The 18,765-nt window shown below is 40.7% G+C and carries 18 protein-coding genes; 4 read left to right on the top strand and 14 right to left on the bottom strand.

The window, feature by feature from the left end; genetic code table 11:
• Positions 1 to 8: 8 nt before the first annotated feature.
• Positions 9 to 698 carry a glutathione S-transferase N-terminal domain-containing protein gene (locus tag Q4574_RS01740; RefSeq protein ID WP_303470748.1) on the top strand — a complete coding sequence of 230 codons (690 nt, stop codon included), beginning with the start codon at positions 9 to 11 and terminating at the stop codon, positions 696 to 698.
• Between the two features lie 163 nt (positions 699 to 861).
• On the opposite strand, the gene Q4574_RS01745 is transcribed toward Q4574_RS01740, so the two are convergent.
• Positions 862 to 1,755, bottom strand: a complete 894-nt coding sequence (locus Q4574_RS01745; protein WP_303470750.1) for a TIGR01777 family oxidoreductase — start codon at positions 1,753 to 1,755, stop codon at positions 862 to 864.
• A gap of 197 nt (positions 1,756 to 1,952) precedes the next feature.
• Between Q4574_RS01745 and Q4574_RS01750 the strand changes: the two genes are divergently transcribed.
• Positions 1,953 to 2,462, top strand: a complete 510-nt coding sequence (locus Q4574_RS01750) for a prepilin-type N-terminal cleavage/methylation domain-containing protein (protein WP_303470752.1) — start codon at positions 1,953 to 1,955, stop codon at positions 2,460 to 2,462.
• A 644-nt stretch (positions 2,463 to 3,106) separates the two neighbouring features.
• Positions 3,107 to 3,589, top strand: coding sequence for a tetratricopeptide repeat protein (locus Q4574_RS01755; RefSeq protein WP_303470843.1), 483 nt, complete (start codon positions 3,107 to 3,109; stop codon positions 3,587 to 3,589).
• A 273-nt stretch (positions 3,590 to 3,862) separates the two neighbouring features.
• Here Q4574_RS01755 and Q4574_RS01760 read toward each other — a convergent pair whose 3' ends face one another.
• The 7 genes from Q4574_RS01760 to Q4574_RS01790 form a co-directional block, all read right to left on the bottom strand.
• The gene (locus Q4574_RS01760; RefSeq protein WP_303470754.1) at positions 3,863 to 4,468 is read right to left on the bottom strand and encodes a cytochrome b; all 606 of its coding nucleotides are present in this window, start codon (positions 4,466 to 4,468) and stop codon (positions 3,863 to 3,865) included.
• Between the two features lie 309 nt (positions 4,469 to 4,777).
• Positions 4,778 to 5,416 (bottom strand): NAD(P)H-dependent oxidoreductase, encoded by a 639-nt coding sequence (locus Q4574_RS01765; RefSeq protein WP_303470756.1) that lies wholly within the window; start codon positions 5,414 to 5,416, stop codon positions 4,778 to 4,780.
• Positions 5,417 to 5,676: 260 nt separating this feature from the next.
• Positions 5,677 to 6,204 carry a DoxX family protein gene (locus Q4574_RS01770; protein WP_303470758.1) on the bottom strand — a complete coding sequence of 176 codons (528 nt, stop codon included), beginning with the start codon at positions 6,202 to 6,204 and terminating at the stop codon, positions 5,677 to 5,679.
• Between the two features lie 9 nt (positions 6,205 to 6,213).
• Complete coding sequence (locus Q4574_RS01775; RefSeq protein WP_303470761.1) at positions 6,214 to 6,954, bottom strand: DNA-binding domain-containing protein; 741 nt, start codon at positions 6,952 to 6,954, stop codon at positions 6,214 to 6,216.
• 1 nt (position 6,955) lies between these two features.
• A complete protein-coding gene (locus Q4574_RS01780; RefSeq protein WP_303470762.1) occupies positions 6,956 to 7,798 on the bottom strand; it encodes a DUF692 domain-containing protein in 843 nt (280 codons plus the stop codon).
• A 13-nt stretch (positions 7,799 to 7,811) separates the two neighbouring features.
• Positions 7,812 to 8,165, bottom strand: a complete 354-nt coding sequence (locus Q4574_RS01785) for a DUF2282 domain-containing protein (protein WP_303470764.1) — start codon at positions 8,163 to 8,165, stop codon at positions 7,812 to 7,814.
• Positions 8,166 to 8,799: 634 nt separating this feature from the next.
• Positions 8,800 to 9,726, bottom strand: a complete 927-nt coding sequence (locus tag Q4574_RS01790; protein ID WP_303470765.1) for a hypothetical protein — start codon at positions 9,724 to 9,726, stop codon at positions 8,800 to 8,802.
• Between the two features lie 271 nt (positions 9,727 to 9,997).
• Between Q4574_RS01790 and Q4574_RS01795 the strand changes: the two genes are divergently transcribed.
• Entirely contained in the window at positions 9,998 to 11,101 is a 1,104-nt protein-coding gene (locus Q4574_RS01795) for a DUF2891 domain-containing protein (protein ID WP_303470767.1), read from the top strand.
• A 103-nt stretch (positions 11,102 to 11,204) separates the two neighbouring features.
• Here Q4574_RS01795 and Q4574_RS01800 read toward each other — a convergent pair whose 3' ends face one another.
• The 6 genes from Q4574_RS01800 to Q4574_RS01825 form a co-directional block, all read right to left on the bottom strand.
• Positions 11,205 to 11,714 carry a PEP-CTERM sorting domain-containing protein gene (locus Q4574_RS01800; RefSeq protein ID WP_303470769.1) on the bottom strand — a complete coding sequence of 170 codons (510 nt, stop codon included), beginning with the start codon at positions 11,712 to 11,714 and terminating at the stop codon, positions 11,205 to 11,207.
• A 258-nt stretch (positions 11,715 to 11,972) separates the two neighbouring features.
• Positions 11,973 to 12,353: a glutathione S-transferase N-terminal domain-containing protein gene (locus Q4574_RS01805; RefSeq protein WP_303470771.1), complete on the bottom strand. Its 381-nt coding sequence runs from the start codon at positions 12,351 to 12,353 to the stop codon at positions 11,973 to 11,975.
• Positions 12,354 to 12,622: 269 nt separating this feature from the next.
• Positions 12,623 to 14,473: a hydantoinase B/oxoprolinase family protein gene (locus Q4574_RS01810; protein WP_303470773.1), complete on the bottom strand. Its 1,851-nt coding sequence runs from the start codon at positions 14,471 to 14,473 to the stop codon at positions 12,623 to 12,625.
• Positions 14,474 to 14,485: 12 nt separating this feature from the next.
• Positions 14,486 to 16,558 carry a hydantoinase/oxoprolinase family protein gene (locus Q4574_RS01815; protein WP_303470775.1) on the bottom strand — a complete coding sequence of 691 codons (2,073 nt, stop codon included), beginning with the start codon at positions 16,556 to 16,558 and terminating at the stop codon, positions 14,486 to 14,488.
• 66 nt (positions 16,559 to 16,624) lie between these two features.
• Complete coding sequence (locus Q4574_RS01820; protein WP_303470777.1) at positions 16,625 to 17,524, bottom strand: hydroxymethylglutaryl-CoA lyase; 900 nt, start codon at positions 17,522 to 17,524, stop codon at positions 16,625 to 16,627.
• Positions 17,517 to 18,731 (bottom strand): CaiB/BaiF CoA-transferase family protein, encoded by a 1,215-nt coding sequence (locus Q4574_RS01825; protein WP_303470780.1) that lies wholly within the window; start codon positions 18,729 to 18,731, stop codon positions 17,517 to 17,519. Before Q4574_RS01825 ends, Q4574_RS01820 begins: the two co-directional genes overlap by 8 nt.
• Positions 18,732 to 18,765: the final 34 nt, after the last annotated feature.

Consider the following 18,765-nt stretch of genomic DNA (forward strand, 5'->3'; position numbering starts at 1 on the left):
GATATACCATGACCATCACGCTGTATGAATTATCAGGCGCTGATCGCAGTTTACGTTTCGCTCCCCATTGCTGGAAATCAAAATTGGCACTGCAGCATAAGCAACTCAGTTTTGGAACTGAGCCAGTTTGGTTTACGGAAAAAGAAAAATTTGCTCTCTCAGGGCAGCCTTTATTGCCGGTTATTACTGATGCAGATAAGGTAGTGAGTGACTCTTGGGAAATTGCACAGTATTTAGAAAGTACCTATCCAAATAAACCCAGTCTATTTGCTAACGAAGAAGCCAAAGCGCAGGCAGAATCATTCCACCAATGGGTGTCCTCAGTTTTATCGAAGCATATTCCTGGGATCATCATTTTAGATCTATTCAATATCATTGCCGAGCAAGACAAAGAATACTTCCGCACATCAAGAGAAGCGCGCCTGGGCACGAGTTTAGAAGAGTTTGCTGCCACCCCAGAGAAGCACATTCAAAACTTACAAACGGAGCTTGCTCACGCAAGGGATTTACTAAAAAATAAAATGTATTTTGGTGGTGACAAACCAGACTACAGAGATATTTGTTTACTCGGTACTTTCCTGTGGATTGCCAGCAGCGGCACCTCTGATTTCTTAGCAAAAGATGACGTAATTTATTCTTGGTATCAACGGGTACTGGAGGATTATCGCGAAGTTATACCAACCTCTATTAGCGCCTAGGCAGTTTTATCAACCTGGTTATCATGTCAGACTCATTGGGATCCATTGAGCCTGACATCGCTTGTATACTATTTATAAGTCGTTTAAATCAGTTGCTGGCTTTAAAAATCGATGCCTTCACTCATTATTTGATACTGTGTTCAACGGCTCGAAAAAAAATGCTTCAGTACAAGTCAGCAAAGGCATCTTCAATGGTGGTAAAATTGAAGGTAAATGCATTCTCTTGCAGTCTTTTCGGGATTACCCGCTGCCCGTAGATTAATAAATCTGCCATTTCACCCATTGCGAGTTTTAATGCAAATTTAGGCGTACACAAGATACAGGGTCTGTGCAGTGCTGAAGCAAGTGCATTAGAAAAATCTATATTGGTCATCGGGTTAGGCGCGGTGAAATTATAAACACCCGAGCAATCCGAATGCTGAATTAGGTGTACAATGCCTCTCACCATATCATCTATATGGATCCACGACATATAGTGTTTACCGTTACCAATTGGTCCTCCTAAACCCAGCTTAAATGGCAGTTCCATTTTTGCTAACGCACCGCCATGTTTGGCTAACACAATGCCTGTTCGTAAAACACATACACGGGTTTTATCAGTTTCAATTTCAAGGGCTAATGTTTCCCAAGTTGCGCACAACTCATGACTGAATTCGATATTCGGTTTGTCAAAACTTTCATCAATGATTTGGCTATCTTGGCGTCCATAAAAACCAATGGCAGAACCACTCACCAGCACTGACGGCGGGCTATCACTGGCGGCAAATAATTCGCCTAACTGCCGCGTAATGTCCCAGCGACTATTTTCTAAAAGAGCCTTTTGTTCGGCGCTCCAGCGTTTATTCACTATGGGTTCGCCGGCTAAATTAATCACGCCATCAAACTCATCAAGATTGTTCAAAGCGGCAAGCTCAGTAATAAAGGTGAGCCCAGTGCCTAGTTTTTCCTCAGCGAGTTGGGGATGTCTAGTCAATACCGTTATTTGGTTATCGCCTTTGAGTTGCTCAACCAACTTAGCCCCTATCAGCCCACTGCCACCTGTAATAAGCAAATTCATCTGGTTTTCCTTTATTTGTTTTTAAGTAAAGCGATGCAAAAGGGATCAATAATTCATCGTAATGATAAGTTTAGCTCCCTTCGATTTTATGGCAAATTCAGCGTCAACTTACATGGAATAATCCAAAGTATAATAGATGCACCACATTCACTGAGTTAAAATCCGCCTATAAATTTGTGTCTAAAAGGTTGTTAGTAGTGAAAGTGGAAAATGTGAAAGGCTTTACCCTAATTGAATTGATCATAGTGATCGTCATTCTGGGGATTTTGTCTGTGGTTGCGGCTCCGAAATTTATTAACTTAACTTCAGATGCAAACAAGGCAGCCCTTGACGGAATGGCGGGCGCCGCAAGTGGTGCTGTTAATTTGGTATATGCCAAGGCCATAATTCAAGGTGTGGTAAACGACGCTGAAGGCAACGTTGACCTCGATGGCGACGGAGTGGATGATATCGCCACAGTGTATGGCTTCCCCAGTGCCAATCGCACGACTGGCATTGCAAATGCGCTTCAGTTAGATGAAGACTGGGCCTATGGCGACACCTTTGGCGGAGGGCAGTTCTTCGTTTCGCCTTCAAGAATTGTTGGTTTTAGTGGCATTACCAACAATAATATTCCTCTTAGAAGCCCGAATTGTTATCTAACCTATAATCCACCTGCTGGGGTAAATGAGCTGCCTACCTATGATTTTGTTACGTCTGGATGTTGATAAGCTCTATAAAGCGTGAGGCTGTAACTTTCAGCCTCGTTGGTAAATATTCATCCAGTCACGAACAATTCAGCTAAAGTTATCACTCCATCAAAACCTTCGAGAGTAGACAAAGCATTTAAGCTAACTAAATAATCTATCCGCTACCGATTATAGCGTTAGTTTGTTCCGGATGTTTGGTTAGCTCAGTGTTAAGTTGCTTACTGAAAAGCTTCTTAACCAATTTAAATGTCGGCTAATCCACTTCAAACTGTATCTAGAAACTTCATCAACTTTATCTTGTTTAATTATTATGCATGTATCGGTGATGAAGATAATGACGTTCCCTTTAACTTAGAGAATAAAGGTCAAATGGATAGGTAGAGCTAATCAATGCTGCTTTTCCAAAGTTGATAGTAGACTCTTCCCTTTATTTGTTCCTTTTACAGCATCTACACAAATTAATTTTATATTTCGAAATTACAAAACTAGAGAAAGTAATTCATGTGTCATTTGAAAAAAATTCTATTAATCATAGTAGTAATTGCCTTTACGTCCCGTGTATTTTCTTACGATTTGAAAGAATGTAGCGACGAATATCGCGTCAAAATGTTTAAAGACTTTAAAAGTATGCAAGGAAAGGACATCCAGGCGCAAAGGAAACGCTGGGTAATTTTTACATGCTTGGTTATGGTATTGAAAAAGATCCCCGCAAAGCACTTAGCATGTATAAAAAAGCAGGAAAATGGGATCAAGCGTCAGCCCAATACAAGACTGGGCTGATATATTTATCGCAAATGGTAGATGATGATCCAAGTAGAGGAATCACTTACCTCAAAGAAGCGGTGAAGAATAAATTCTACCAAGCTGCATATGTTTTAGGTGCCGTATATCTAGAAGGTGAACTTGTAGAACAAGACTATGAAGAGGCAAGTGAGTGGCTAGAGCTTGCTTCAGAACACAATATCTATAAGGCGTCGTATTTGTTAGGCAAGATGTACGACTCCCAATTATTTGGGGAAGAGCAAAAAGATAAAGCGATTCCACTATACAATAAGGCTGCGTATAAAATAGCCGCAGCCAGAGATCGCTTGAAAGAATTGAATCAACCAATGCCTCAGGTAGCAAACAAGATATTGAACGCATAGTCGTTAATAACCAAAATTTACACGATTTTTTTGATGAACAGCTAGAGCAATTGAGAAACACTCAAGCACCGAAAGTTGGCACAGGTAGTCGTATAGCGGGTCAAACATGTGAGAAAATCTGGAACTGTAATTCTATTAGTGGTGAAGATGCAAGACGCTTTCTTTATGAAATTCAGCGAGTATTAGGACTTAGTTTCTAAGAATAAATTAAGACATTAATTTACTCAGAAAATAAAACAAGGGCAGAATCAATCAACTCTGCCCTGTTTAATTTCAGCGTCCACCCGGCCACATTCGAAGTAATATTTGATCCTTTCTAACCAAGTGGTGCCATAGGCTCGCAAGCACATGAATGGCAACAATCACCCCGCCTGCAACAAGTAAATATCGATGGGTTTTGCCAAAAAAAGAGTAACCAAATAGACTGTTTATATCTTGATTGGGAAGGATTTGAGGGATTATCCCATCACTGGCAAAGAACCATATATGGGTTATTCCGTATTCAGCAGAATCCGCTAATACGGATAGCGCAGCCCATCCAGACAGGGGTACCAATAATAGGAGCGCGTAAAGCAAACCGTGTGTGAATTTTGCGGTCACCTGTTTAAAACGACTAAAACCCGATGGAAGCTGCGGTACAACTCCCTTAAACCGCCAAACTAAACGAAAAACGACCAACAACAATAAAAAGAAGCCATTAGTATGATGAATTTGTGCAATAACATCATGGAAAGAATTCACGTCTGGGTATTTCAACGCAAACCCATAGGTTGCTGACATCAAAAAGCCTGAAGCAACCTCAACGATGATTAGAAGCAACATTACCCAATGTAATGATTTTGAAACGCTTCCCCATGAAGTTTTTGTATTTTGCAACATACTCAGCCTTTGTTGACAGTAAAATTAAAACTCCAAGTTATCTAACGCTGATAACTTGAACCACATAGTGGCTTTATTGGTTAAGCATGGGCTATTTATAGCACTTGAATCTACCAATTTAGCTGACTCCATATCACCTTTTAAGGCAATAAAAGTCTATTTAATTTTCGCTAAAAGTTGGCATTTTTCGTGAAAACTATTCGCGCTGCGTGAGTGCCCAACAATTACCCCGAATAAAAGCAAAAAAAAAGGTCAAAGTGAATTCACACTGACCCTTTAAATTAGCTAATTATTCGACAAACAAGATGCTTAGTTTATTTCAGTAATAAACTCTTCTTTAGGACGACGAACTTTTTTCAGCCCTTTAAGCCAATCACCTTCTTCAGCTCTATAACCGAGGGGTAACAATACTACTGAACGCAATCCGCGCTCTGTCAGCCCTAAAATCTCATCCACTTTTTCAGGAACAAAACCTTCCATCGGGGTACTATCAACACCTTCTTCAGCTGCTGCAATTAAAGCCGTACCCAAACCGATATAGGCTTGACGAGCTGCGTGTTGATAATTTACTTCTGGATCTCTTGGCGGATAAGTCGCCAAAATCATTTTACGGTAGTTTTCCCAGCCTTCATTAATAACACCACGTTCTTCATTGACTAAATCGAACATGTGATTAATACGTTCTGGCGTATAATTATCCCATGCAGCAAAAACCAAAAGATGGGAACAATCTGAAATTTGAGACTGATTAAAGGCATTGGGTACAATCTGTTCCCGTAACTCTTGGTTTTTCACCACTATTACTTCGTATGGTTGTAATCCACTTGAGGTAGCAGTTAGGCGGATAGCTTCGAGAATTCGTTCTACTTTCTCATCATTAACCGTTTTACTAGCATCCATCTTTTTGGTTGCATAACGCCAATTTAACTTTTCTACCAAATTTGACACTGGTGACTCCATAATTATTCTTCGATAAGTGCAATAAAAGTGTGGTCGCTTTTAGAAATTTCAATGCCGCTTTTAAGAATTTTAAGTGTAAGGACTTATTAACTTTGGATTTGACTTAGTATTTAACTTACATTGAATGAATGGATACTCAAAAAACAAACAACCTAGCTGATTAATCGGTTAACCACATACAATCAAATAATTTCTAGCCGAATTATAGTTTACATACTCCTCAGTTGAGGAGTATGTAAACGAATAAACTAGCGAGCTTTTTCTAGGCCAAATAACTTATCTAAAGATAACCGTCCTGGACCCATACTCAAAACTGACAACAATACGATAAACCACCATACCGCTGGATTCCACCAATGATCCCAACTTGGGAATACTGCCAATTGGATGAAAAGAGTCATACCGATTAAGGCTGCGGCACCAACACGTGTGAATAATCCAAATGCAAGTAGGATGGGAAAGATGATTTCTGCTACGCCAGCTGAAACCGCAAGAGTTTCGATAAAAGACACTATCGAAGATCCTTCTACATAATCTAAAGTATTAGCATCGCACAACAATAAAGCGCCCTCGCGGACTGGATCAGGACAGAAAAATTCGTATAAAAACAGGTCATACTTATCGGGATTAAAACTAAGAAATCCATTCCACTTGGTCATGCCTGATTGAAAAAACACGCTAGCGGCTAAAAGCCTTGCAAGAAGCAGCGTTATGTCGGTTAAATACAAACTAATTTTAGCCGTTACGCCAGCATATAAGTTAATCAAAGCATTCATATTTTTCTCTTATGTTAGTAAATTATTAAGGAGTAATTGGCTAAAAGTATCGCTTATATCGATCTCGCCACTTTGCATCGCTATTTCAGCTGATTCACCTAAGGGTTTACCCACATAAATATTGGCAATGAATAAGCTTTCAGGTTTGGAAATAACTCGGTGTAATATGGAGCCGTTGTTTCGCCATAACAGAATATTTTCAGGTTGATTTGCTATGGCGATTTTTTCGTTTACGTTACTTTCTCTTAGTTGTGACCACAAATTTGTAACCGTCCAATCAATTTGGACTAATTGAACACTAGGATGAAGTGAAAGTGATTTAGTTTCTATGTCGTCAACTAATGCCTCTATGTCAGTTTGACTTAGTGGCGACTTTTCGTCAGCAAAATAAGCTTGGTGCCAAGCTCGATCCAATTTGCATATATCCCATGTATATTCCAACTCAGGGTGGTGCTGAACAAGAATTTCTCTCAAATACTCAGGAAAGGTTTCACCATATTCGCCCAACACAGGTGTGGTTGGTGGCGTTAATATACAAAATTCTCTAGCTAAGGTTTTAAAAAAATCTTCGCCTAATAATTTCTCACTACTCGGGTATTTTCGTTGTAATGCATCAATGCAACTGCTGATGAATGTATTACGGTACACCGCTAGACGAGGTTGATTCTGAGAGTTGTCTAGATACTCTGAAATATCATCAGTCGTTCCAGTTTGGACATAATCCATTAGGGCTATATGAAATTCACTCATATCAAGCAACTTGCTTATTTTGATTGATCAACTTACGGGCAAAATTTCTTTCTGCTAGCAGCACATTAAATGCCGGTAAATTCGCATCTCGTTCAATAAGAACAGGGCAAGGTCCAATATGATTTAATGCTTCACTCAAAAGTGACCATACCGCTTTTGATACTTCGCTATCATGTGAATCTATCAATAAATCTTTTTCAATCGGATCTACCGAATGACCAGCCACATGAATCTCTCCAATTGAAGATGGATCAAGATTTTTAATGTAGCCATGGGCATTAATTCCGGTGTTGTTGGCACTAATAAACAAATTATTTACGTCCAACAAAATCCCACAGCCGGTCATACTAACTAAAGACATCATGAATTCAGACTCTGACATTTCTGATTTGAAGTTCAGATAGTTTGCGGGGTTTTCCACTAAAATAGGACGCTGAAGCGCATCTTGTAATTGTTCGATGTTCCGAGCGGTACTCTTTAATGATTCAGTTGTGATAGGCGTTGGCATTAAATTGCCTAAATAATTTCCAGCAGTGCCTGACCATGCAATATGTTCGGAAAAGGCTGCAGTTGGAACTAAATTAACCAAACGAGACAATCGTTTAAGGTGTTCAGAATTAATCGGAGTTGGCCCGCCTACGGATGCCCCGACACCGTGAATACTTAAAGGAAAATTCTGCGCAATATGCTGTAACCTTTCTAATCTAGGACCACCTTGGATAAGATAGTTTTCAGCATGCACTTCAAACCATAACTGTCCTTCAACCGTATTAGGGATTGAATCAAAATGTTCAGGTTTCAAACAAATGCCCGCATCTGCGGGCAATTTAGTTAAGTTTTGCATGGAAAAACGTCGACTAAGCGATAGGCTTTGTAGACGCTGCCCCTTCTGGTGTCATGATAAATTCACAAGAACCTTTAGGTGAATATGTCCATGCATTTTTTTGAAAATCTACAGTGGAAGTACCTTCGCAACTAGTTCCAGCGCCGGCTTTACAATCATTTTCACCTGCAAGGGCAATTCCATAACATTTATCTTTACGTCCACGTAATCTCTTCCCTTCTTTCCATTCTTGAAAGGCAACTTTGACTTTTTCTGGCGCCGCTTCAGCTAATGACAATTGGTCATTTGGTTTAGCATTAACAGCCTGAGATGCTGCGATAGTGCAACCAACAAGAAGTGCAGTTTTAATTGTTTTATTATAATTCATATAATCTATCCTCAATGTACTAGGTTGAAAAAAATGGACGGACGTTTAATTAATGTAGTCCATTATGTAAGTTAAAGACCTATTAACGTTCTATAAAATTTCAATAAAATAGTTTTCAATCAAATTTCATTATTAAATTTGACGAACAAGTGGCTAATGTAGAATATAAAAATGCTTGTACAAAAAGTACTCTAGTCACCTTTGATTGACGGCTTAAAAAGAAGTGAAATGGCTTTAAACTTAGGATTCAGGTGTATTTGAATGATAAATTTCAATTCGACAAATCAGCTCAAAAAACAATTATTATTTGAACGGATCTAGGGTTGTTTTCATTTTAAGAAATAAAACTAAAAGATTAGCAAACTGGAACAAAATGATATTCGTTCCAATTAAAATCATGGCTGTGATGAAAGGCACAGCGCACAAGATAGCAGCTGTTTTTACCTAGTTTATCGGGGATGAAAAGATGGTAATTTTCAGTAAATTCAATTGATTAAGTTAAAAAAAAGCAGTATTGAAATTATTATCATTGTTCGATTAGATGTTAGATATATAAAATAAAATGAAAAGCCAACCTAATTAAGTTGGCATATAACCTGTTTTTTAAATCGGTTTTTTGAATCGTTCTTTTGAATCAGTTGGATGAAAATAATACAGGTTGACTAGCCGGCATTGGAACTAACAAATTTATTTCCCAATCGACCTTAAACATCAAGTCACAGGTACTATCCCAAAGTGGATTTTTATCTACTAAGATAATGTCTCCCTCCCTAGTGCCTGACGCGCTTTCTTGCTCACCATTTATATACGAGCCTAGAAAGTTCCCATACCCCAGCGATCCTTTATCATTGTACCATCGATCGAACTCAATAAAGTTAAATCGAATGGGGTCAGAGAATGTCATATGCGGATTTTGTGGCTCTGAGACAGTAAACACTTGAGATATTTGACTGTCTGGAACTCGGTAAGTAGGTGATGAAGTGACTATAAAGTCATCTGATGGATGCCATTCCCATTCCTTCAAAATTTCTCCATTTTCAGTCAGACTAATAGTAAACTCGTTTAGTCCTCCACCATCACACTTATTCTTAAGACCTATCATTAATTGGTAAAAATTGAGTTGATAACTTGGTTCAATTCTTAGGTTCTGAGTAGTGACATCAAGTTGACCATTAAAATCTATGGTTTTGACATTCACTTCATAGTCCATTGGTGCCGGAATCATGACTCCTTCCGCATAGATATGTTCCACATAAGTAACATCATATCGATGATAAAATTCATAAGTGCCAGCTTGTAAACCATTATCTGAGTCAAATGCAGAGATTTCGAAATGACTCGCGTAACCGATGTTAAGTCGACTAGTCTGTCCATCGCCCCATTCAATCTCTATATGATGAGTTTGCCTATCTGTTGCGATAACAGCTTTTCCGACAACACTATCGGACGTCAATAACAAATTTACAATTCTGTGTTTATTGCATTGCTTAGGTTTTAATTTGATGGCGGTTTGATTAAACCTATTTTTGGATACTAATTTATTTACATCATCTGTGATCATAATTTTTCTGCTCCATGAATTAAAAGTAGTACGCACTTGAGAAAATGAAAAACCTCCTTGGTTTAAAGTGAGCTTACATCAGCATTAGCTAAAGTTACGTTTGCAATATCTTGCAGTATTAAGTGTAGTCTAAGATAGAAAACATATAGGGTTGTGGTTATCACGCTCGGTAAAAATAATAAAGCCTCAGCAAAATCAACGCGTTGCATAGCTGACTTACAGCAGTTAGACTAAATCTTCCTCATATCACCTCAATTAATGAAAATTAAAAATGAAATTTAAAGCCATATATTTATTATTTAGCATGTATTGCAGCTTTGCAGTGAGCGCACCTAATGCTAATACTACGGAGCCCAGTCAAGCTCAAGTTATCGACCGATTTGCCGAACTTGCTCTTGAGTGTGTGCACAAAGAATATCCGAATATCATAAAACATATGATGAACAGTGATGAAGATGTGAAAACACCTAAGAAACTCTACCCGGCGTTTTACGGTTGTTATGATTGGCATTCATCTGTCCATGGACATTGGCTGCTCACGCGAATTGCCAGCCAATACCCAGATACAGCTCGTTATCAAGACATCATGGCCAGCTTAGCGCAAAGTTTTACCAAAGAAAATTTGGAAGGTGAATTAGCTTATTTTAATCGAGCAGATACCGGAACCAGCTTTGAGCGCCCTTACGGACTAGCTTGGTTTTTGCAACTCACTTCGGAGCTGCGAGAATGGGACAATCAAAAAGCCAAGCACTGGCTAACTATTCTAACCCCTTTAGAAAACAAAATTGTTGCTAATGTGACCGATTGGATACCTAAACTTTCCTTCCCTATTCGAGTGGGAGAGCATAGCCAAACAGCATTTGCCTTTGGGTTAATGCTGGATTGGAGCGTGACCGCTCATAATCAAGAGTTTAACGATTTATTAAAGCAAAACATTAGGCGTTTATATGCTAATGATGTGAATTGTCCTTTAGCCTATGAGCCATCAGGCCAAGATTTTTTATCACCGTGTATTGCCGAAGCGGATTTAATGAGAAGGGTACTTTCAGCTGAACAATACGCGAAATGGTTAGGGGCGTTTTTGCCATCAATTCCCATCGATGGTGATGGAAATTGGCTAAATGTCGCCACAGTAGTCGACAAAAGCGACGGTAAACTGGCTCACTTAGATGGATTAAATTTAAGTAGAGCGTGGATGTTAGAAGGTATCGCCTCAGCTTTAAAGTCTGCTGATCCCCGTAAAACTGCGATTTTACGTGCTGCACAAGCACACAAAACATCAGGGCTAAATTCAGTTATCCATGATATGCATTATATGGGCAGTCACTGGTTAGGGAGTTTCGCGACCTATTTAGAAACTCAACGGGGTTTATAGTAAATTGAATCTAACGCCCCTGACGTTATAGAACGAAAAAAGCACTAGGTTTAGAACCTAGTGCTTTTTAAAAAACGGTGTTCGAACTATCGTCTACAATTGATTAAGCTTTTTTACGAAACCTTAATGCTAGTAGTCCCAAGGCAAGCGTAGCTAATGTCGTTGGCTCAGGAATATCATTACTAGCTAGTTCGTTGCGTACTAAAAACGTTTCTGCAATAGTACTAGTTGAGAATGTAGCGATGTTACTAGGTGCCCCCCAAACATAACCACGTGAAACATCATTAGCGTCACAATGACTGTACCCTGAACCAAAGTAAGATGCCGCGCATACATTACTGTTATAGTTATCGAGTTGAAATGCAGTAACTAACTCTGCAGTAGAAGCAAAACTTGTTGTCCACTCAATTTCCGTAGCAAATCTAAAGTCATCAATAAGAGTAACATCACTGCCGCAGCCACCAATGCCAGCACAAGGCGAGGCATAAACCCATTCTAAACCACTATCGTCTTGATAATAAGTATAGCTACCTGTTTGATAAATTAAGCCAGCGTTTGCAAATCCACCAACAGTTAATAAGATGCCGACTAAGGCTAATTTTAAAGTTTTCATTCAATACCTCATAATTTGAATTGTTGTTTCTGCAGGATAGTTGTTAATTACATTTATGTATCACTAGCTGCTTACCCAAACAAAAGCAAATTACAGGCCATATTTATAAGTAATTGAATTAAATGTATATTTTACCTTTCGCATACAAACAAAAACCATATTCTGTAAAATTATCAGACACAGATAGACCTAAATTGATTTCAACTAATGAGCGAAAATAAAATGTTTCTTCGGGAATCGGCACGGGGCGTTTCTTTCTTAGCGAATAGAACCGAAACGTTGTTCTAAATAAGCAATAATATCGTTACTTTCATACATCCAGGTATCTTTACCTTCTTGTGAGATACGCAAGCAAGGTACTTTGGTTTTGCCGCCTTGTTGCGCAAGCTCAGTCCTAAATTCACTACCTTTTCGGGCGCTACGGGTTTCCATAGGCAAGTTCAAACGGTGTAAAGCTCGACGAGTTTTAATACAAAAAGGACAAGCGAAAAACTGGTACAGAGCCATAGACTTAATTTCTTTCTCTACTTGTTGCTGTGCTTGGGCGCTGCGCTTTTGTTTACGAGGACGAGTTATCAGATCAAAAAAAGCAATAATGCAACCAAGAAAATTGCGAATGACGTTAATAAAAAAAGACATGATTTGTATACTACCCTAAAAAAATGAGGCCGTATTATAAACCCTTAACACTGGGAATTGTGCTGTGGTTTATGAATATTTTGATATTAGCTATAAGGTGATTAGGGACAGCCAAGAACGTAATAATCCTTAGACTTGTAAGCCTATTAAACATCAGATGACCGGGTTTTATAGGCGTTTAAATTTTAAACAAGAAGGTCGCCGGATAATTTACCGGCGAGATTCAATTCACTTCCCCCAACTGGCGATTAGGGGAAGCTTGAGTCGACTTAAAACTCTGGTGTTTGCGGTGCGGGCAAGTTAGTTTCTTGCATGCTACGGGCTTTAATATCAGCGATATCACCACCGAAATCAAACAAACTAACATCACCCCGTTCAGCTGCCATTTTAGCGCGTAAATCAGCGGTTGCCTGAGTATCTATGCTCAGTTCATCACTGATCACCACTCCATAACCTAAAGCACCTTCAATGGTAACCAAAGAGCGATTGATATCGTCTAACACGAGTTGAGGGTCACGCTGCAATGGATCTCCCCAACCGCCGCCGCCCCAAGTATTAAAGTACAGAATATCGCCTTTTTTCACTTCAATACCTTCACACTTGGCTGGCAAGGTTTCTTCACTACCATCAGCACGTTTTAATAGTTTGGTAGAACGCATTCCTGGCGCACCACCGTTAACTCCCCACGGATAAGTTAACCAACGATCATCATGAATCGCAATTTGGCCATCATTTAAGAAACGGTATCCCACAGACAAACCGTTTCCACCGCGATGCAAACCAACGCCACCTGAATCAGGAATCGTTTCGTATGCTTCTACGCGTAATGGGAAGTAAGCCTCGATGAATTCGTTCGGTACATTGGTGAAACCTGGCCATAAGGAGTGTCCATCCGGGCCATCTCCGGCTGGGCGTCCAGGAATACCACCAAATCCAATTTGGAATAACTGGAACCACTCGCCATTGTCATCGTAACCTGAATAGAACAAGTGTGGAGAATCAGAAAACCCTGCGGCATTCATTGCCTCTGGAGCACCTTGTCCTAATAGACCGCCCATCACATCGAAGATTCTGCCCAACGCATGGGTTCTGCCCGATAACGCGGCAGGATAATTCGGTTTCAATAAGCTTCCTTGAGGAATACGGACGTCAACCAAATCATAAAAACCGTCGTTGAACAGTATTTGTGGATCCACTAAGTTAATAGTGAAAGACCCAAAAAACATTTTGAACATATCTTCATTAAGATAGAAGTTAATGGAGCTTTTTGCTTGGGGATCGGTCCCCTCAAAATCAAAAATGGCTTTTTCACCTTCTCGCCACATTTTACAACGAATTTTGTACGGGCCTTTGCCTACACCATCATCACATAGGTAATCTTCAAACACGCGAGGCTCTTCAGGTACTAGCATATTGATAATTGCCGACATGGCCGTATGATTGCGCTCTAACATGACTTCCATGGTGGAATAAAACACATCATCGCCAAACCGATCCGCAATTTCAATGACGCGTTTGGATGCAGTATTACATGCTGCCACTAACGCATTGAGATCGAATCGGTTCCACTGAGGTGTGCGAACATTATGCAATATCAGTTCGAGTAACTCGGTTTGTAATACGCCTTTTTTATACAATTTAGTTGGCGGAATACGTATCCCTTCTTGGAATATAGACTCGGCTTTGATGGGAATTGAACCTGGTACCATGCCACCATTATCAGACATATGTCCGAACATTGCAGACCAAGCGATGTGACGACCTTCGCGGAAAATCGGCACCAAAACTAACCAGTCAGGCAAGTGAGATACGGCAGCATTACACATGTAAGGGTCGTTGGTGAGTAAAACATCGCCCTCTTCCATTTCTCCGGTAAATGCTTCCATAAACCCGTGGATAAACGAGCCAAACTGACCAACCACCATTTTACCGTCGCGATTGGCGATCATTGGGAAACAATCCCCTTGTTCACGAATACCTGGACTCATGGCGGTTCTGAATAACACGGCATCCATTTCTTCGCGGGCATTTTTCAATGCATTTTCAATAATATCGACGGTGACAGTATCTGCATCAACACGTTTAAGAGGAGTGCTATTAGTTTCAATAATTTTATTCATTCTATTCTCCTACTACTTATTGCTAGCGTTAACAGGATTGATTAATAAGTTGCCCACAGAATCTACTGTCGCTACGTAACCCGGTAAAATCACAGTTGTTGAATCCATTTCACCGACAATACATGGTCCTGGTACTTCCAAGCCAACCCCCATTTTGCCTCGCTCATAAATCGCAGCTTCATGGTATTTACCGTCGAAGTAAATTTTTGAATCGGCAATTTTACACTCCCCTAAACTAGATTTTTGGGCGATTTGTTTATTTTGAGGCAACGCTGTTGATGTAGCAGAAACAATTGCCCGTACCATTACAATTTCATGGCCTTCATCTAGGGCAAAGGTGAACAACTGGGTATGCTCTTCATCAAATCGGTCGATCAATAGATCCAAACCTTTGGCTTCAAAGTCTGCTTTTGAACATTCAATAGAAAGTTGGAAAGCTTGTCCGGTATAACGTACATCGGCTTGCAAGGTAACATCTAAGTCTTCTTTGCTAATGCCATCAGCAATTAATGTTGAAGCCGCTTTGTCTGTTAGCTCTGCAAACAATTCAGCAAGTGAATCTTTATCTGTGTCTTTAATCAGGGTTACGAAGGTTTTAGATGCTTCATCTTTTACCACTGTTGTGGCATCACCATAGGCACACAATACACCTGGTCCTGGTGGAATAATGGTTGGCCAAGCGTCCGTTAGAATACCCAAGGCGTTGGCGTGTAATGGGCCAGCACCACCAAACCCAACTAAAGCAAAATCTCGTGGATCAAAACCTTGTTCAACCGAAACTAACCGTAGGGCTCCAAACATGGCTTCATTTGCAATACGGATAATCCCCTCAGCAGCTTCTTCAACGGAAATTTCCATGGCATCAGCGACTTTCTTGACGGCCGCTACTGCAGCAGCTTTATCGATAGCCATTTTTCCGCCAAGTTGTACATCAGAAGGCAAATAACCTAATACCACGTTAGCGTCACAAACCGTTGGCTCAACACCGCCTTTCATATAAGCAGCAGGGCCTGGCTTAGCACCAGCAGACTCAGGGCCCACCCGTAAGGCTTTAGTTAATTCAGGTACAAAAGCTAACGAACCGCCTCCAGCACCCACAGTACGTACATCAACCGATGGGGCTCTTACCACTACGTCACCCACTCGGGTTTCTCGTCTGATCCGTGCTTTGGAATTTTGAATTAGGGCTACATCGGTGGAAGTTCCGCCCATATCGAAGGTAAGGATATTGTCGTAACCGGCTGCTGAGGAAAAGTGTATTGCACCAGAAACACCACCAGCAGGCCCACTCATTAATAGGTTAACCGGATTATCGGCTGCGGCATTGGCTGACGCTAAACCACCGTCTGAACGCAATATTGATAAATGTAAGTCTTCGCCCATAGTTTTATGCAATGAAGCTTGTAAGTTATCAACATATCGTGCCACTTCAGGTCTAACGTAAGAGTTCACTACTGTGGTTTCTGTGCGCTCATACTCTTGCATTTCAGGCACGATGTCACTGGAGATACTGATGGGAATATCAGTAAATACCGATGCCGCTAATTCCTTCGCGCGTTTTTCATGCTCACCATTTACATAGGCATTGATGAAACAAATCGTTAGCGCTTCCACTTCATCCGTCGCTTTTAATTTTTTTAAATCTTGCAGTAGTGCTTGTTCATCTAACTCAGTGGCAGTACTGCCATCAGCATCCATACGTTCAGTGGCTTCAATGGTCAGTTCCAGTGGTGCCAACAACGGTTTTTTGACAAAACTAACCCAACCACCTAGTCCTCCAGGACAAAATGAACGAGCCACTTGCAACACATGTTTGTATCCGCGGGTGGTCACCAACCCAACTTTTGCACCCTTGCCGGTGAGTACGGCATTGGTGGCAACAGTCGTACCATGCATAACACGGTTAATTTGTTTGGGATCGATACCAGACTCATCGCAAATACGGGCAATACCATTTAACACTCCTATTGAGGAGTCTTCGGGCGTAGAGGGCACCTTTGCAGTGTGAGTTTCACCGTTGCTTTCGTTAATCAATAGCAGGTCCGTAAAGGTACCTCCTACATCAACACCTAATCGATAACTCATAGCGTTTTCCTTTTTTATATTCTTGTTGTAATTCGTTTTTATTTTTGGTCTTCGTATTTATTTCGGTTATGCAGGGTACGTTTTACGTAACCAGGTTTTCGCATTTCCGCCTTTTGCGGTCTTGGTTAATTCAATAGCAAGGTCTGAGGCAGCCAATAGGGTCGGCATATCAATACCGGTTTCATATCCCATTTGATGACACATCATTACCACGTCTTCAGTGGCCACATTACCACTGGCCCCGGGAGCGAAAGGACACCCCCCTAAACCGGCAATGGACGCATCAAATCGGCGCACACCCGCGGTTAGTGCGGCATAGACATTAGCTAGCCCCATGGCACGGGTATCGTGGAAATGACAGGCTATTTTGTCTGCACCGAATTTTTCAATCAAAGTCGTCATTAGGGATTGAACGCTTTGTGGGTTCGCCGCGCCAATGGTGTCAGCAATGACCAGGCGAGACGCGCCCATATTGATGAGCTTTTCAGCAAGATCCACAACTTGTTGAGCTGGAATAACGCCTTCGAAAGGACATTCCCAGGCAGTTGCTAAATACACCTGTAATTCAACATCTGTGCCCTTGCCTGCATCGATTACCTGCTCAATGACACTCAAGGTTTGTTGGTTATCCATGCGAATGTTTTTTTCGTTCATGGTGTTAGATGCAGCCATCACTAAGGATGCCAATTTAACCTGATTTTTCTGAGCTAATTCAAAGCCTTTCATATTTGGGATCAGGGCTGAAAAATGGCAATCAGCTTTGGGCAGCTGTTGACATATTTCATCTGTTCCAGCCATTGCAGGAACCGCTTTAGGCGATACAAATGCGCCCACTTCAATACCATCTAACCTTGCATCGGTTAGCACCTGAATAAGTTGCAGGCGTTGTTGCGGGGATAATATTTCTGCTTGGTTCTGCAAGCCATCACGGGGGCCTACATCATTAATGTATACATGATTACTCATTGCCAGTTCCTTTAATTGCGCCGTTTGCAACAAGGGAGTCGATGCGCTCTTGAGACATGTGTAACAACTCTGACAATACCGTTTGCGTATCTTGACCTAACACTGGTGCTGGAGAAAAAGATTCTTCATCGGTACGTGAGAATTTAATCGGATTACCAGGTCCTTTTGTGGTTTTTCCATCAGGGTGTTTTAGATCAACTACCATATTCCGATACAAGACTTGCTCATCGCTCAGTGCTTGGGACAAGTTATTCACTGGCGCACAGGGAATGCGTTTAGCTTCCAACTGTTCAATCCAATAAGCAGAGGTGTTTTGACTCAAAATTTCATTTAATTTAGCGTTTATGAAATCTTTGTCGGCCCAGCGACCAGGTTGACCATCATATTTGCTATCTGCAAACTCTGGACACTTAACCACTTCATTTAGATTTTTCCAGAAGTTGTCTGTGATCACCGCAATAACCACAAATCCATCTGAGGTTTGAAATGTATTGTAAGGAACATGCACAAAATGCGAATTGCCTATTGGATAGGGATTTTCACCAGATAAAAAGTGCATTGTTGCCATGTAGTTCAGCATTGAAATTTGGCAATCGAGCATGGAAATATCCACATCTTGACCTTTACCACTGGTCGCTCGCTCAATAATAGCTGACTGAATGCCCATGACTGCAAACATACCGCCGCCCAGATCACCGATGGGAATACCGGCTCTTACTGGGTTTTCTTGATCTAGACCCGTAATTGACATACCGCCGCCCATAGCTTGGGCAACCTGATCAAATGCAGGGCGTTTAAATTTAGGTCCACTACTGCCAAAACCAGTAATACTGCAAGTGATAATACGCGGGTTAATTTTGCTCAAGGTGTTGTAGTCAATGCCGAGACGATCAGGCACACCGGCACCAAAATTATTTACCACCACATCTGATTCTTTCACTAAATCATAAAAAACTTGTTTACCTTCTTCACTTTTTAAATCGATACAAATACTTTGTTTATTGCGATTCAAGGTAATGTAATAAGCGCCCATTCCATCCAAGGAGTTCTTCGGATCACTGGCGAGCAACTTACGTGTTCCTTCGCCCTGCAAAGGTTCAACCTTAATTGTTTCTGCTCCTAAATCTGCGAGCAACATTGCGCAATACGGACCTGATAACATATGTGTTAGATCAATTACACGTATACCAGAAAGCGGCTTATTCATTCTTTATCTCCAATTATATTTTTGTGTCCTGAAA

The organism is Aliiglaciecola sp. 3_MG-2023 (assembly GCF_030548205.1).
Lineage (GTDB): Bacteria > Pseudomonadota > Gammaproteobacteria > Enterobacterales > Alteromonadaceae > Aliiglaciecola.